Annotated in this window: 17 protein-coding genes; 7 read left to right on the forward strand and 10 right to left on the reverse strand. The window is 65.9% G+C overall.

Going from position 1 to position 15803, the window contains the following annotated elements; all coding sequences use genetic code 11:
* Positions 1-21 precede the first annotated feature (21 nt).
* Genes IOC69_RS04170 through IOC69_RS04190 form a run of 5 tightly spaced genes read right to left on the reverse strand, consistent with a single transcriptional unit; the run spans position 22 to position 5136 of the window.
* The gene (locus tag IOC69_RS04170) at positions 22-1059 is read right to left on the reverse strand and encodes a sugar ABC transporter substrate-binding protein (RefSeq protein ID WP_290542337.1); all 1038 of its coding nucleotides are present in this window, start codon (positions 1057-1059) and stop codon (positions 22-24) included.
* Positions 1060-1107: 48 nt separating this feature from the next.
* Positions 1108-1899 (reverse strand): ATP-binding cassette domain-containing protein, encoded by a 792-nt coding sequence (locus IOC69_RS04175; protein ID WP_290542273.1) that lies wholly within the window; start codon positions 1897-1899, stop codon positions 1108-1110.
* Complete coding sequence (locus tag IOC69_RS04180) at positions 1896-3056, reverse strand: ROK family transcriptional regulator (protein ID WP_290542274.1); 1161 nt, start codon at positions 3054-3056, stop codon at positions 1896-1898. Before IOC69_RS04180 ends, IOC69_RS04175 begins: the two co-directional genes overlap by 4 nt.
* 59 nt (positions 3057-3115) lie before the next feature.
* The gene (locus IOC69_RS04185) at positions 3116-4306 is read right to left on the reverse strand and encodes an aminotransferase class V-fold PLP-dependent enzyme (RefSeq protein ID WP_290542275.1); all 1191 of its coding nucleotides are present in this window, start codon (positions 4304-4306) and stop codon (positions 3116-3118) included.
* A 38-nt stretch (positions 4307-4344) separates the two neighbouring features.
* Positions 4345-5136, reverse strand: a complete 792-nt coding sequence (locus tag IOC69_RS04190; RefSeq protein WP_290542276.1) for a hypothetical protein — start codon at positions 5134-5136, stop codon at positions 4345-4347.
* 434 nt (positions 5137-5570) lie between these two features.
* Here IOC69_RS04190 and IOC69_RS04195 point away from each other — a divergent pair, with 434 nt between their 5' ends.
* From IOC69_RS04195 to IOC69_RS04225, 7 genes are all read left to right on the forward strand, one after another.
* Positions 5571-5945, forward strand: coding sequence for a hypothetical protein (locus tag IOC69_RS04195; protein ID WP_290542277.1), 375 nt, complete (start codon positions 5571-5573; stop codon positions 5943-5945).
* Positions 5946-6089: 144 nt separating this feature from the next.
* Positions 6090-7028, forward strand: coding sequence for a lipase family protein (locus IOC69_RS04200; RefSeq protein WP_290542278.1), 939 nt, complete (start codon positions 6090-6092; stop codon positions 7026-7028).
* A 178-nt stretch (positions 7029-7206) separates the two neighbouring features.
* A complete protein-coding gene (locus IOC69_RS04205) occupies positions 7207-7833 on the forward strand; it encodes a transglutaminase-like cysteine peptidase (protein WP_290542279.1) in 627 nt (208 codons plus the stop codon).
* Positions 7834-7848: 15 nt separating this feature from the next.
* Positions 7849-8055, forward strand: coding sequence for a hypothetical protein (locus IOC69_RS04210; protein WP_290542280.1), 207 nt, complete (start codon positions 7849-7851; stop codon positions 8053-8055).
* A gap of 92 nt (positions 8056-8147) precedes the next feature.
* The gene (locus tag IOC69_RS04215) at positions 8148-8513 is read left to right on the forward strand and encodes a hypothetical protein (protein ID WP_290542281.1); all 366 of its coding nucleotides are present in this window, start codon (positions 8148-8150) and stop codon (positions 8511-8513) included.
* Between the two features lie 110 nt (positions 8514-8623).
* Entirely contained in the window at positions 8624-9106 is a 483-nt protein-coding gene (locus IOC69_RS04220) for a copper chaperone PCu(A)C (protein ID WP_290542282.1), read from the forward strand.
* A 60-nt stretch (positions 9107-9166) separates the two neighbouring features.
* Positions 9167-9766 carry an SCO family protein gene (locus IOC69_RS04225; protein ID WP_290542283.1) on the forward strand — a complete coding sequence of 200 codons (600 nt, stop codon included), beginning with the start codon at positions 9167-9169 and terminating at the stop codon, positions 9764-9766.
* A gap of 136 nt (positions 9767-9902) precedes the next feature.
* Here the strand turns inward: IOC69_RS04225 and IOC69_RS04230 are convergent, their stop codons facing one another.
* From IOC69_RS04230 to IOC69_RS04250, 5 genes are all read right to left on the reverse strand, one after another.
* A complete protein-coding gene (locus IOC69_RS04230; RefSeq protein WP_290542284.1) occupies positions 9903-10793 on the reverse strand; it encodes a DMT family transporter in 891 nt (296 codons plus the stop codon).
* Between the two features lie 170 nt (positions 10794-10963).
* Positions 10964-12901, reverse strand: a complete 1938-nt coding sequence (locus IOC69_RS04235; protein ID WP_290542285.1) for a beta-galactosidase — start codon at positions 12899-12901, stop codon at positions 10964-10966.
* Positions 12898-13989, reverse strand: coding sequence for a sn-glycerol-3-phosphate ABC transporter ATP-binding protein UgpC (ugpC, locus tag IOC69_RS04240; RefSeq protein ID WP_290542286.1), 1092 nt, complete (start codon positions 13987-13989; stop codon positions 12898-12900). The genes IOC69_RS04235 and ugpC overlap by 4 nt, the downstream gene beginning before the upstream one ends.
* Positions 13990-13992: 3 nt before the next feature.
* Positions 13993-14844 carry a carbohydrate ABC transporter permease gene (locus IOC69_RS04245; RefSeq protein ID WP_290542287.1) on the reverse strand — a complete coding sequence of 284 codons (852 nt, stop codon included), beginning with the start codon at positions 14842-14844 and terminating at the stop codon, positions 13993-13995.
* Complete coding sequence (locus IOC69_RS04250) at positions 14844-15737, reverse strand: carbohydrate ABC transporter permease (RefSeq protein WP_290542288.1); 894 nt, start codon at positions 15735-15737, stop codon at positions 14844-14846. Before IOC69_RS04250 ends, IOC69_RS04245 begins: the two co-directional genes overlap by 1 nt.
* Positions 15738-15803: the final 66 nt, after the last annotated feature.

Raw genomic sequence — 15803 nt, forward strand, 5'->3', positions numbered from 1 at the left:
AGTGGAGTATCTCCGGGCCGCTTATTCCACCGGCTGGATCTTGTCGGCGGGCGCCTTCAGGTTGCCCCAGAAGCGCGGCTCGTCGACGTTCTCCTTGGTGATGGCGGCGCCCGGAATCTTGATGTTCGGGCCCCAGTTTTCGATGGTCATCACCGAATCGAGGCCGAGCACGTTGTAGTTGCCCGGCTTGATCTCCTGCTTGTTCACCACCTTGTCGGCGAACATGGCAAGGGCGGCGGCCTGGGCATAGAGCGGCTGTTCCACCTCGACGTTGAGCCAGCCCTTGCGGATCAGGTCGAGGCCCACGGGCGCGCCGTTCGACGAGATCATCATCACGTCGCCCGGTTTCTTGCCCTTGGCTTCGAGTGCCGCCACCGCGGCCACCGAAAGATGGGCGGCGTGCAGGAAGATCAGGTCGATGTCGGGGTTGGCCACCATCTGGTCCGACACGATGGTGCCGGCGTTGGAGGCTTCCCACTGCATGGCGGGCAGCGAGATGATCCGGACATCGGGGAACTCCTTCATTTTGTCCTCGAAGCCCTTCTGGATGTCGAGCGTGTAGGGGTCGGACGGGTCGCCCAGCACCTGCAGCACCTTGCCCTTCACCGCGCCGTTCTTCTCCTTCAGCAGGCGCTGGATCTCGCCCGCCGCCACCTGGCCGATCTCGATCGTGCCGGCGACGGAGGTGAGGTCTGACGGCGTCGAGGTGATCTGGCGGTCGAAGATCATGACCGGGATGCCCGCCGCGCGCGCCTTCTCGATCGAGGGGGCGAGCGCGTTGAAATCCACCGCGGCGAGAATGATCGCCGAGGGCTTCTGCAGGATGGTGTCGTTCATCTGGCTCTGCTGCATGTCGGTCTTGTTGTCGGCATTCAGCGTCACGACCTCATAGCCCACGTCATCCATGAACCTGGTTATGGCGGAGACCGACTCGGTCTGGAACTCGTCCAGCAGGGTCGGCACCAAATAGTAAATCTTGCCCTTCGAGTCTTCGGCGAAGGCGGGGGTGGCCACCGCCACCGCGGCGAGCGCGATGGAGGCAGTCAAAAGGCGGCGCAGTCGGTTCATGTTCGTCTCCTCTGTGTGTTGGTCTTGCAGTGGTTCAGCCTAATGGATTGGGCCGTTCGGCCTCGTTTCTTGGGCTTGGCCGATGACAGCCTCGCCGGTGATGAGCCCCACGACCTTGTCGGGGCTGGTGTCTCCCGTGGGCACGTCTCCCGCGACGCGCCCCTGGCGGATGACCACGATGCGGTCCGCCACCTGGAAGGCCTGCTGCATGATGTGGGTGATGACGATGACCCCGATCCCCTGGCCTGCGATACGCCTGATGAGGTCAAGGCCGCGCCTGGTCTGCTCGACGCCAAGCGCGGCGAAGGGCTCGTCGAGCAGCACCAGCTTGCCGCCCCAATGGGCGAAGCGGTTGAGCTCGATCGCCTGGCGCTGGCCGCCCGAAAGATGCTCGACATTGGTGCGAAGGCTGGGGATGCGCGTGCCGGCATTCTTGAGCGCCTGCGCCACCACGGCCTCCATCTCCTTTTCCCGCAGCACGGGGATGAAGCCCAGCCACGTCTTCACCATCTCGCGGCCCATGAAGAAATTGCCGACGACGTCGACATTGGTGCACAGCGACAGGTCCTGATAGACGGTCTCGATCCCTTGCGCCTTGGCCTCCGCCGGCGTGGGGAAGAAACGCTCCTCACCGTCGAAAACCATGCGGCCCGCGCTGGCCTTCAGGCCGCCGGAGATGATCTTCACCAGCGTCGACTTGCCGGCGCCGTTGTCGCCCAGCAGCGCCACCACCTCGCCCTTGCCCACCTTGAAGGAAACGCCCCGCAGCGCCTCGATCGCGCCGAAGTTCATGCGGATGTCGTCGAGTTCGAGAAGGGTGGGGAAGCTCATGCCACGCGGCTCCTTGCGAAGAGGGGGTCGTTTGCCGGGGCATCGGTCTGGCCCAAGCGCGGCGAGAGCACGCCTGAGAAGGCGAGCGAGGCCGCCCCGCGCAGCACCGCGTTCTGCCCCGGGGCGGAGCGCATGAGGCGCGGCGCCGTGCGCCCCTTGCGGTCGGCAACCGACGTCGGCAACGGATCGGCGGCGGAGACCAGCGCATCCAGCAGACCGTCATCCATGATGCCGCCGATCACCACGGTTTCGGGGTCAAAGAGGTTCTCGATGGTCACGATGGCGTTGCGCAGCAAAGGGGCTGCTTCCGCGATCCAGGCCCGCCGCCCGATGACGGGGCCGCGGCGCTGGAAGGCTTCCAGCGAGACATAGCGTTCGAGGCAGCCCTTGTTGCCGCAGGAGCAGAGCTGGCCATCGGGCACCAGCGGCATATGGCCGATCTCGCCGGCGTTGCCATGGAAGCCGCGCAGCGGCACGCCATCCTTCACCATGGCGCCGCCGAGGCCTAAGCCGAAATAGAGATAATAGAAGGCGCTCACATTGCGGCCCGCGCCGTGGAGGCTCTCGCCGAGGGCCGCCGCCGCCATGTCATTCTCGACGAAGGCGGCAAGCCCCGTGGCGTCCGACAGCCGCTGCGCCACGGCCACGCCGCGCCAGCTTTCGAGCGTCGTGGGTCCCACGAAACTCATCGACTCGACGTCGAATGGTCCGGGCATGGCAAGACCCGCGCCAACCAGCAGGCGGCCGCCGGTCTGGGCACGGAAGCCCTTCACCAGCCTGCCGATCTCGCGGAAGCTTTCTTCCGGGCCGGGTGGCGAAATGTCCAGCCGCCTCGCGGCGACGATCGCGCCGGCAAGGTCGACGAGGGCCGCCTCAATGCCAAGCGGCGTGACGTGAACGCCCACCGCATAGGCGCCCTGCGGGTTGAGGGTGAGGCTCATGGGCGGCGAGCCGCGGCTTTTCTTGTGGGCGCGCTCGCCGGAAATCAGGCCGAGCTCCTCGATCTCGCGGATGATGTTGGCCACCGTCTGGACGGTCAGGCCCACCCGCCGCGCGATTTCGGCGCGCTCGACCGGCCCATGCTGCCGGATCGCCTCAAGCACGATCCGCCGGTTGTACGGCCTGCCGAATTCCTGGTTCGTCCCCCTGAGGGACATGGCGTCATCCCTGCTTTTGGGCCGGATCATGCGCCGAATCCGGAATAATGCAAATGAATTTATAATTGACGCAGCAGTTGAGCGATCTGCGCGCCCACCAATTTTGCCTCTCCCGGCTTCAGGCACATGGGGTTGACCGTCACGATGCCCTTGTCACGCTGGGCGGGGTCCAGCGCCACGGCCGGCTCGCCTGCCTGCAGCCGGAGGCAGAGTTCGGTCGGGCTCATCCGGTCGGCGTCCAGCGTGATCTCGACGGCGGGCACCGCGCCCTCATCGTTGCTGCCGGTAATGGTGACAAGAAAGCCGTCGAGTTCCGCCGCCACCGTCTCGCAGTCCTTCAGCCAGCGGGCATGGCGCGCGGCGTCGCCTTCGGCGATGAACAGGCGGAGCGCGGTCAGGAGCCCGGCAATCTCTTCCTTGCCCGCCTTGCAGCTGCGCCCGATGCCGTGCGGCGGCGCGCCGCGCAGGCGGTGCTTCTCGATGAGGGTTGGCGGCGGCGACCACATGTCCCAGAAGATGTCGAGGTCGAGGTGCTGCAGCGCTGCCGCCATCACCAGGTCGCGCTGCCCGGCGAGGATGCCGCTTGCCTGTGGCCCACCCAGCGCCTTGCCGCCGGAGAAGGCGACGAGATCAGCACCCTCGGCGATGAAGCGGCGGAGATTGTCCTGTGGCGGCAATTGCGCCGCGGCATCGACGAGCACCGGCACGCCGCGCGCATGGGCCACGGCCGTGACCTCGGCCAGCGGCGGCCGGGACTGCGCATCGGCAACATAGAACACGCAGGCCGTCCGGTCGGTGATGGCGTCGTCGATCTCCCAGGCTTCGACATCGCGCACACCGGCCCCGGCATAGCGGTCGGGCAAACCCACCTCGACGATGGCAAGGCCCGCGGCGCGGATGGCATGGTCATAGAAGTTGCGCTGGCTCCGCGCCATCACGCACTCGCTTTTCATGCCTCTTGTGTCCGGCAGGCGGGCCATCCGGCCGGGGTCGAGCCCGGTGACGCAAGCAGCCGCGCCGATCAGCAGGCAGGCCGAGGCGCCCGAGGCCACATAGCCCGCTTCGGCCCCCGTCGCCTCCGCAATGATGCGCGAGGCCGCCGCCTGCAGCTCCGCGATGTCGACGCAGGCCTGCGAGGCCTCCGCCATGGCGGCGGAGACCTCGGGCCGCATGATGCCGCCCGACAGGCGCGTCGCGGCACCCTTCGCGTTGATGAGGGTGCGCACACCCAGTTCGCCATAGACCGTCACGCCACGCTCCCCATTCCGTTCAGCTTATGCGCGCGCCGTCAGGGCCGATCAAGCCAGTCGGCGATGGCTGGAAACTCCGGCCGGAAATAGGCGATCATCCGGCCTTGCGGTGCGCCGGTCGCCGCCTCGCCCCATGGCGCCACGCCATGCACGAGGTGGCGGTGCACCAGCACGGCATCTCCGGGCGAGGAGGGGAGTGCCGCGCGCTCGCACGCCGCGAAGACCTGCCGCCGCGCGTCCCGATAGGCAGTGGTGACGTCGATCCCGCGCCACGTCTCGGGAGGCTGGCCTGCGAAGGCCGCGGCGAACATCGCCCTCATGATCCGGTGCGAGCCCTTCCACACGGTCAGCGGTGCGGCATCGCGGGACTGCTCGGTGAGCGTCACCCCCAGTATATAGGCATGCGGTTCCCGGAGGCAGCGGCGCTTCTCCGGCCCTTCGGCGAGCAATCCGTCCACATGCGCGGCATCCCGGTTGCGGCGGAAGTTATAGGCGGCCGCGCTTTCCTCCGCCGAGGGCTGTGGATAGCCCGGATAGCAGACGGAGACCTGGGCGCGGTGCAGCGGCAGGCTGAGGCCCAGTTCGTCCCGCACGAAGTCCACCGCCGCTCCCGCCAGGGGCGGCCCACCGGACAACCGCCCGTCCGTGTCGTTGGGCAGCGCATCGACGCCGACGAACCACGTGCCGCCGCAGCGCAGCCAGTGGGCCTGTGCCGGGTTCCGCGCCGCCGCTGCCGCGAAGCTGCGGGCATGGCTGGCCCAGGCCAGCAACGGCGGCCCGGCCGCGAAGCGGAGGAAGCCATCGGCGAGAAAGCTGTCAAGAAGGCGCATGACCGTCCCCTGGCTCATGTTCCGGTCAGATGGAATCACCTGGCCGGAACATGCGCGAAGGTGACAAAACCGGCTTATAACTCGTCAATACAACTTTAGAGCGGCGGGCGGTCAATTGACTCCATTAGGATTTCCCTCCCCCTCGTGGGGAGGGGCAGGGGCGGGGGGCCCAGGAGTCCAATTCTCAAAGACCTGAGCCCGGGGACCCCCACCCTTAATCCCTCCCCACAAGGGGGAGGGAAAAGACCCCGATTCTGCATGACCGCCCGCCGCTCTAGAGAGTTGATTTGCCGTCATGCCTGACCCTCACCAAAAAGACCGCACGCCACGATCCCCCCACATTTCGACCACACCGGGCTGCCATAGGCGGGTCCGCACGCAACGGGCAAGCGGCCAGGGGGCCAGGGCTTGCCGCAACCAAGGGGCTCCGGCACATGAACATTCGCACCGCTCTTGCGGCAAGCCTGATTGTTGCCTCCACCCTGCCCCTCGCCGGCCTTGCCAATGCGGCGCCGCTGGCCCGCTCCGAGGTGGCCAAGCTGTTTCCCGGCCAGTTCGAGGCCCAGGTGAGAGGTTACCGCGTCAGCTTCACCGGCGCCCGCGGCGGCTCCATCACCGGCTTTGCCTATGGCCAGCAGGACACCGGCCGCTGGTATATGCAGGGTGCGGCACTCTGCGTCTCCTTCGACAAGTGGACCAGGGGCGAGGCCAAGTGCGGCCGCATCAGCCGGCAGGGCGGCTGGTATGTTGCCAAGGGGACGGACGGCGAGTTGCTGAAGTTCCGCCGCACCGACCTTGCCCAGAAATGATCACGCGCCAGATTGAAAGCTTGAGCATGATCTTGTCGCAAAAGCGGTTCCACTTTTGCGGATCATGCTTTAACCTCGCGCCCGGGGGGCCGTGACCGGACTGGAGACTTGACGGCGTTGCATTTTTCCAAGGCACTCAGCGCGATGCCGCGATTTTCCCTGCGCGCGGCGGCGGTCGCCATTTGCGTGAGCCTGCTGGCGGGCTGCGCCAGCCTGCCGAAGGGCGAACTCCAGACGCTGGGGTCGGAGGTGGTCCGGGAAAAAGTCGACTTCCAGTCGTTGGATGCCGATGCCAAGCGCGCCAAGGCCGCCTATGCCACCCCCGCCGCGATCCGTGCCGGTTATCCGAAGACGGTCCGCGTGGCCACGCCGGGCGGACGTGACGTGCAATATTTTATCGAGCGGGACGACAAGGCCAAGGTCCAGTACATCACTGTGCGCGGCACCACGGACGACACCACGCTGAGGGAAGATTTCGACACCAGGGTGCGGTCCGACCGCGCCACCAAGATCCCCGTCCACTCCGGCTTCGACCTTGATGCCCGCGCCGTGTGGGAGGATGCCCAGCCTCATCTCAGGAAAGGCTATCGGACCTATGTCGTCGGCCATTCCCTGGGCGGCGCGGTGGCGGCCATCCTCGGCGTCTATATGATCGAGGACGGCTACAAGGTGGACAAGATCCACACCTACGGACAGCCGCGTTTCACCACGTCCGATGGCGTCAAGCAGCTGGGCTTCCTGCCGTTGCTGCGGGTGGTTGACGAGAATGACCTTGTGCCGCTGCTGCCGCCCGGCATGATGGGCAGCAAAAAGTATGGCCGCTACGAGCATGTGGGCCCCGAGGTCATCCTGCTGGAAGGCCCGGACTACGTCTACCTGCCCGGCCCGGTGGCGACCGAACTCAGCTACGGCGAATTCTGGCGCGACCTGCACGTGGCGGACCTGAAGGACCACAATCTCGACAATTACATCCGCCGCATCGAGGACAAATTCGCGGCGAGCCGCCAGGTGGCCTATAATTCGCGCGAGAGCGACGTGGCCAAGAAGAAGGTGGTGGCAAGCCTGCAGCCCGGGCAGCAATGACCCCCGCCGAGGCCCTGGTCGCGGATGATCCGCTGCTCGAACTGCTGATCGGGCAGGTAGTGCAATGCGATCGTGTCTGTCCCGCCCCGCCGTTAACTTAACTTTTCGTTTACGATTGCCGGTGACCCCGCCCCAAGGCATATTTACGCCATATTAACGATATGGCTGGGGAACGGGGATGGGGAAGATCGCATGGGGGACGGCGCTGCTGCTGGGTTGCCTTCTGACATTCATCAGCCCGTCGTTGGCCAGCAGCAACCAGAAGCTCTCCGCCTTCGCCCGTGAATATTCCGAGACCCTGCCGCCCATCGGCTTCGTCGAATTCTGCCAGCGCAGCCCCGAAAACTGCCAGCCGGACGGTTCGCGCAGCCGGCGTGTTGCGATGACCGGGGAAAAGTGGCTCCTGGTGCGCATGGTCAACGCCTTCGTCAACGGCGCCATCGCCCCCGTCACCGACGAGACGCTTTATGGCACCGCCGAATACTGGACGATCCCGACCGACGCAGGCGACTGCGAGGACGTGGTGCTGCTGAAAAAGAAGATCCTGATGTCCAAGGGCATTCCGGAAGAGGCGCTGCGCATCACCGTGGTGCTGGACGAGCATGGCGAAGGCCATGCCGTCCTCACCCTCACCGCCGCGGCGGGCGATTACATCCTCGACAACCGCCGCAACGATATCCGCCCCTGGGGCGACACGGGCTACGCGATGCTGAAGCGCCAGTCGGCGCAGGACCCGCGCAAATGGGTATCGCTCGAACCGGCCCGCCCGCCGGGTGCGGCCATTGCCGGCACGGCCAGCAAGTAACCGGAACGCGCGCTCATGATCGGACTTCCCTTCCGCATCCTCTCCGCCATCGCCATCGCGCTGTTCTTCTCGAGCAAATGGGTGCGCCGGACGGTGGCGGCTGTCGTCGTTTCAGCCCTGATCGTGGTCTTCCAGAACCCTGAACTGACGCAGGCGCTCGCCGCTCCGGGCGCACACCACGGCCAGCTCCTGCGCGCCCTCTCGGCGCTGGCCGGGGCCTGAACCACGCCTGCGACCTTGCAGGCATGGACAGCCGCGGCCGCGGCGGGTAAACTGGCGTCATGCGCGGGGAGATTTTGGCAAGCGTCCGGAACATGCGCCGCTGGCTCGCCCGTGCGGTGGCGCTGACGCTGATCTTGCCCACGCTCATCGCCGTGCTGCCGCAACCGGCGCTTTCGGCATCCGCCGCGCTTGACCGCGATCTCCTGATGTCCGGTTGCGGCGAGGACGCGCCGCAGCGGCCAGACCGCCTGCCTCATCAAACGGCGCATGACCACTGCGTGCTGTGCGCCAGCCATTGCCCCGGCTGCGGCCCCAGCTCCGACAATGGATCGCCTGCCTTCGCTCACGCGCCGCGCCACAGCGGCATGCCGCAGGCCCTTGCCGCAGCTGCGCTGGGACGGCCACCTCATGCGCTTACCGCCGCAAACCCGCCGCGCGGGCCGCCTGCCCTCTCCTGAACCGGGCTTCTCCCGCCATGCCGGGAGAAGCCCGCACACCCACTCCACTTCAATATCGCGGCAAGCGTGAACCCCATGCCGGTCCTGCGCCGCCGCAAGGAGACCCGCATATGTCATTGTTCAAACAGACTGTCTTCGCATCAGCGCTGACGCTTGCGTCCGCGATCGGCATCGCACCCGGCGATGCGCATGAGATCAAGCTCGGAAACATCGTGATCCATCATCCCTGGTCGCGCCAATCCCCCAGGGCGGCGGATGTGGCCGCGGGCTACATGACCATCGCCAACACCGGCAAGGAGGATGACCGCCTCGTCAGGGCCACCTCGGAGATCAGCGCCAGCGCGCAAATTCACGACATGAGGATGGCGGGCGACGTGATGAGGATGGAAGAACTTCCTGACGGCATCGTCATTCCCGCCGGGGCCACGGTGAAGCTCAGGCCAAAGGGCCTGCACATCATGTTCACCGGGCTGAGGCAGCAGGTGATGGAGGGCGAGGAATTCTCCGGCACGCTGACCTTCGAAAAGGCCGGCACGGTGAGCGTCAATTATGAAGTGGCGGCACCCGGCGGCGATATGAGCGACATGCACTGACGGTGCTGCACGAAACGCGGACGGGAGGGCTGCACCCTCCCGTTCTTCCGGAACGAGGGCATGAAATTGAAAAACAAGCGCGCAATTCTCATCGCCGCCGTGGCGAGCATTCTGGTGGCGGGCGCCGCGGCATGGTTCGCGGATGACCTGCTGCGCGGCCCTAACCAATCCTCCGTTTTCGAGATCGGAGGTCCCTTCGTGCTGGCCTCCTCCAGGGGTGGCGTGGTCGATTCGAAGAAGCTGGCGGGCAAACCCTATGCGGTTTTCTTTGGTTTCACGCATTGCCCCGAGGTTTGCCCCACCACGCTCTACGAGATGAGCAACAGCCTCGCCGCTTTGGGCGATGTGGCGAAGGACTTCCGCGTGTTCTTCATCACCGTCGATCCGGAGCGCGACACGCTGGAAGCGATGAAGGACTATGTCGCCAATTTCGATCCGCGCATCGAGGCCCTGGTTCCCACCGAGGACCAGCTGAAGCAGCTCGCGCCGGACTTCCGCGTCTATTATGCCAGGGTGCCGACGAACGATGGCGGCTACACCATGGATCACACCGCCAGCATCTTCCTCTTTGACAGCAGCGGCAGGTTCAGCGGAACGATCAGCTATGGCGAGGCCGCGGAGATGCGGCAGGCCAAGCTCCGAAAGCTTCTGCTAAGTTGACCGGATGGCCGCCGCCGCGGGCTGCGGCAAACCGGCCACCTTCCCCGGCGCAACCTGCGCCAGACCCGGCAAATGCCGCTGCCCTGCGCCCGGTCGGCCCACCCGTTTTTCTGCTGCGGGAAGTGCTGGATCATGCTCAGCCTTGGGCAGGCCGCAGGCCGGCCCGCGCGGCGATCCAGCAGCTGGCGATGATGAGACCCGCCCCGGCCAGCGTCTGCCATGACACGGTTTCGCCGAAGAAGAACCAGCCCAGCGCGATGGCCCAGATGAAGGCCGTGTATTCGGTGCTGATCAGGTATTGCGCCTCGGCCCGCGCATAGGACCAGCTCATCAGATATTGGCCCGTCAGCGACAGGGCCGTCACCCCCACCAGCGGCAGCCAGCAGTCACGCGGCAGCAGGCTGGCAAGCCAGGGCGAAGCAAGGCTCATGATGATCAGCAGGCAGAGGTTCTGGAAGAACATGATGTCGATGGGCTTGGCAATCTGCGCCTGCTTGCGCGTGAGCACCAGGTTGAAACCGTAAAAGACGGCCGAGACCAGGATGGACAGCGTGCCGGGCAGTGTGTCCGGCGAATAGGCCGCGCCGCCGAACTGGCCCGCCACGATCACCGCGACGCCGGCAAAGCCCAGCACCGCCGCCCACGCCGCCTGGGCGCGGATCCGCTCGCCCAGCAGCAAAGCCGCGAGGAACAGGGCAAAGAGCGGCGCGATAAAGCTGAGCCCGATGGCTTCCGCGAGCGGAAGCCGCGCCAGGCCCCAGAAAAAGGTGACAAGCACGATGCCGATGATCGCCGCGCGCAGGGCATGAAGCCGCATCGCCCTCTTGTCCGGACGCACGCGTGACTTCACCGCCCAGCCGACGGCGGACGCGATTGTCGCCAGCAGGCTGCGCCACAGCACAATGTTATAGACGCCCGCCGCAAGCACCAGCGACTTCATGCCCGCGTCCATGGCGGAGAGCAGGAAGATCGCCAGCGTGCACACCAGCACCGGTATGGTTGCGGACGCGGTGCTCCTCACGCGCATGGTCCTCGGGTTCGAATCTGGCCGGGTCAGGACACTCTATGGCAGACAACGGCCCCGGCTCATAGCGCATGTTCCGGTCAGGTTGCCTCACCTGACCGGCAGGAACATGCGCCAGATCAATATCTTGAGCATGATCTTATCGCAAAGGCGGTTCCACTTTTGCGGATACTCTAGGCGCGCAGCACCGCCACGCCCTGCGGCGGCACCGTGGCGCTGCCCAGAACGGCCACATGCGTTCCCGGCACGCGCCAGCTCTCCTCGCCATAGTTGAAGGCGAAGAGCAGGCCGCCGCGCCGCCGGAGGCGGATGGCCTCCGGCAGGTCGAGCGTTTCGATCCCGGCCTTGCCGCAGGCGAGCTTCAGCGTGGCGTGCAGCAGTGCCTCATCGGGCCAGCAGGCAAGATAATGGTTCCGCCCCGCTGCCAGCAAAGCCGGGCCGCCGTCGGCGAAGCGGGCCAGGACGTCGGCACCCTGTGCCTCAACGTAATCGCGCCAGCGCTGCGCCTCGCCCTGCACCAGCCCTGTCACGCGCGCGCCGAGGCCGGGCCGCAGCGAGGACACTTCCAGAACCCGCAGCTTCGTCCGCGCGGCCAGCGGTCCCGGCGGAAGGCTGGGTGGAATGCCATAGCTGCGCGTCTTGGAGCCGGTGCGCGGGCCATAGAGCAGGATGCCGCCGGCGGCGGCGAAGGCCTTCTCCGCTTGTTCGCTCACGGAAAGCAGACTGGGCACGAGCACCAGCCGGTAGCCTTCCAGCGATGCGCCGGGCCGCACGAAGTCAACATCCAGCCCCAGCCGCCGCACGCCTTCGTACCAGCGGAAGACCAGTTCATGATAACGGAAGTCCGCGCCCTGCGGCTGAATGCGGGTGATCCACGAGGATTCGTAATCATAAACGATCGCCACCGGCGCTTTCCCCGTCGCGAGCAGTGCGCCCACGGCCTTCAACTCTCCTCCAACCGTTTGGGCCTCGCGCCCCCCTTGCGACAGTTCATGGAGGCCCGGCAAGTTAAGCCCGGCATGCATTTGCTCTTGCGCGAAAATGGCCTGGCGCCAGCGGAAATAGCTCACCACTTCCGCTCCATGGGCAAGCGCCTCCCACGTCCACAGCCGCACCATGCCGGGCTTGGGCGCCGGGTTCCACGGGGCCCAGTTCACCGGGCCCGGCTGCTGCTCCATCACCCAGAAGCGGCCATGGCCCACGCCGCGGTAGAGGTCATGGTGGAAGGGCGCGATGTCCGGGTGGGACGTCAGCGCCCAGCGGTTCTTTTCCGCTTCGGAGAAAGGAAAGCGCTCGACGAAGCCGATGGGATAGGAGTCCCACGAGGCAAGATCGAGGTTGTCGCCCACCGCCCAGTGGTCGAAATCATTGAAGAAACCCATGAAGTTGTGGGTGATCCAGCGGCCGGGCGAATGGGCGCGGATGATCCCGCACTGCATGGCGTCATAGGCCGCCACCTGCTCCGAATGGAAGCGCCAGAAGTCCAGCCGCGCGGCGGGGTTGGTCTCCGTCACCGCGAGGTTGGGCAGGCTCACCTGGTCGAAGCGGGTGACCTCCATCGACCAGAAGACATTGCCCCAGGCCTCGTTCAGCTGCTCGGGCGACTGATATTTGCGGCGCAGCCAGTCCTGGAAGGCTGCGAGGTCGGTGGCGCTCCAGGACAGGATCGAGTCATGGCAGCCATATTCATTGTCGGTTTGCCAGCCGACGAGGCCGGGGTGATTGCCATAGCGCCGTGACAGGATCTCGACAATGCGCCGGCTCTCCTCAAGGTAAGCCCTGGACGAGAAGGTGTAGTGCCGCCGCGACCCGAAGCCGCGCGGGCGGCCATCTTCGCCCACGGGGATCATCTCCGGATTGGCATCGACCAGCCACTTGGGTGGCGTGCAGGTCGGCGTTCCGAGCACGATCTTTAGGCCGGACCTCGCGAGCACGTCCATGGCGCGGTCGAGCCAGCCCCAGTCGAAGCGTCCGCGCTCGGGCTCGTAGCGCGACCAGGCGAACTCGCCGATGCGCACGAATTCGATGCCGATCCCGCGCATGCGCCGCGCGTCCTGTTCCCACCAGCTTTCCGGCCAGTGTTCGGGGTAATAGCAGACGCCGAGACTCACCTTGTCAAATCTCCATGGATGACCGCCACGCCGTCCTTGTCGAACAGGTGGCAGGCGGCGGGGTTGATGCCGATGTCGAGGGTGGAGCCTGCCGCCGCCTTGGCCAGCCCGTCGGCCTTCACCGCGATCCCGCTGCCATCGGCGAGCTGGGCGTAGAACATGGTCTCCGAGCCGAGGTATTCGGCGAGCCGCACCGTGGCGCGAAGCCCGCCGCCGCCGGCCGTCAGGTGCTCGGGCCGGATGCCCAGCGTCACCGGCTGGGCCGCTGTGACCGTTGCCCCGCGCCCGTCAAGCAACACGCGCGCGCCATCGCCCAGCACCACCTCGATGCGGCCATGGGCGGCGGGTGCTGCCGTTCCGGCGACGAAGTTCATCCTCGGACTGCCGATGAAACCGGCGACGAAGAGGTTGCGCGGCCGGTGATAGAGCTCCAGCGGCGAACCGGCCTGCTCGACCGCGCCGGCGTTCAGCACCACGATCTTGCCGGCCATGGTCATGGCCTCCACCTGGTCATGCGTCACATAGATCATGGTGGCGCGGAGATCGGCGTGCAGCTTGCCGATCTCGGTGCGCATCTGCACGCGCAGCGCGGCATCGAGATTGGACAGCGGCTCGTCGAACAGAAAAACCTGCGGCTCGCGCACGATGGCGCGGCCGATGGCCACGCGCTGGCGCTGGCCGCCCGAAAGCTGCGAGGGCTTGCGGTCGAGAAGGTGGGTGAGCTGCAGCATGTCCGCCGCGCGCCTCAGCCGCGCTTCGATGTCGGCTGGCTTGTGGCCCGTCATGCGCAGGCCGAAGCTGATGTTGTCCCTCACCGTCATGTGCGGATAGAGCGCATAGGACTGGAACACCATGGCCACGCCGCGGCCGGCGGGCTCCACATCCGCCATCTCGCGCCCGCCGATCGACAGCGAGCCCGAGGTGATGTCTTCGAGCCCCGCGATCATGCGCAGCAGGGTGGACTTGCCGCAGCCCGAGGGCCCGACGAAAACGCAGAACTCGCCATCGGCGATCTCAAGGTCGATGCCCTTGATGATCCTCACGTCGCCGAAGGATTTGGTGATGGCGCGGAGGGTGACGTCAGCCATGTCTCATCCCTTGGTGGCGCCGAGCGTGAGGCCGGCGATGAAGTGTTTCTGCATCAGGAAGAACATGGCGACCGGCGGCAGGGCCGCCACGATGGAGGCCGCGGTGATCAGCTCCCAGGCCACCTTCCACTGGCCCTTGAGCTCGTTCATGCCGGCGGTGACGGGCCGCACATCCGCCGACTGCGCCATGATGGTGGCCCAGAAATAATCGTTCCAGACAAAGGTGAAGATCAGCACGGAGAGGGCCGCGATGGCCGGCCGCATCAGGGGAAGCACGATGTGGCGGAAGATTTTCCACTCGCTCACGCCCTCGACCCTGGCGCTCTCGATCAGGGCGAAGGGCAGCGCCTTGATGAAGTTGCGCATGAACAGCGTGCAGAAGCCGGTCTGGAACGCGGCGTGGAACAGCACAAGGCCGGTGATGGTGTCATAAAGCCCCAGCCTCAGCGTCAGCTCGCGCACGGGGATGGCGAGGATCTGGAAGGGCACGAAATTGCCGGCGACGAACATGAAGAAGACGGCGAGGTTCAGCCGGAATTTGTAGACGGCCAGCGCAAAGCCGGTGAGGCAGGACAGCCCAACCGCGCCGATCACCGTGGGGATCGTGACCTTGAAGGAGTTGAGGATGTACCAGCCGATATTCGAGTTCTGGAACACCGAGGCATAGTTCTCCACACCCGCGAAGCGCGACGGCCAGCCAAAGTAATTGCCGGCGGCCAGGTCGGAGGAGGGGCGCACCGAGGTTACGGCGATGCCGATCAGCGGCAGGAGCCAGATGACGAGCGCGACAGGCAGCAGCGCCTTGTAGGAGAGCTGCAGCCAGGGGGGCGACTTCTGAATGGGGCGCGGAAACATCAGGCGTTCCTCTCCTGCATCAGCATGCGGGTGATGAACAGGCTGATGAACACCAGCATGATGGCGAAGAGGACAACCGCGATGGCGGCGCCATAACCCATGGCCGTGCCATATTCGGAGAGCGACTGCTCATACATGAAATAGGAGAGGACGCGCGTCGAGCCATAGGGGCCGCCCGCCGTCATGATGGAGACAAGGTCGAAGGAACGCAGCGCGCCGATCACGGTGACGACGAGGGCGATGAAGGTGGCGGGGCGCAGTTGCGGGAGCACGATGTGCCAGAGCATGGCGAAGCCCCTGGCGTTGTCCATGCGCGCGGCTTCCACCTGCTCCGGGTTGATGTTGTTGAGACCCGTCAGATAGAGAATCATGCAATAGGCGATCTGCGGCCACAGGCCCGCCGCGATGATGCCGAAGGTGGCGTAGCGCTCATCGGCCAGGATCGCTGTCTCGGTGCCGGTGAGGAAACCGAGGATGCGCGGCAGCAGGCCGAAGTCCGGCGCATAGAACCACGAGAAGATCAGCCCCACCACCACCTGACTGATGACGAAGGGAAAGAAGAACAGCGACTTGTAAAGCCGGATGCCGGTGACCGTCTGGTTCAGAAACAGCGCGATGGCGAGCCCCGCCGGAATGGCGAGGAGATAAAGCACAAGCCACCACACATTGTTCCGCAGCGAGGTGTAGAAGCTGTCGTCGTCCAGAAGGTCCGCGTAGTTGCGAAGCCCGATCCACGTCGCGGCGCCCAGCCCGTCCCAGTCATAGAAGCTGATCCAGACCGACTGACCGATGGGGATAATGACGTAGAGCAGGAAGAGAAGAGCACCCGGGGCAAGGAACAGCCACGGCGCAAGCCGCCGCTGAGACCATCGGGAGGAACGATGTGTGGCCATTGCCGCGCGCGCCCCGGGTGAAGTTGAAAGGGAGAGGCCGGTTGCCGCGCGGCAGCCCGGCCATCC

The organism is Aestuariivirga sp., from assembly GCF_020252405.1.
In the GTDB taxonomy this organism is placed as follows: domain Bacteria; phylum Pseudomonadota; class Alphaproteobacteria; order Rhizobiales; family Aestuariivirgaceae; genus Aestuariivirga.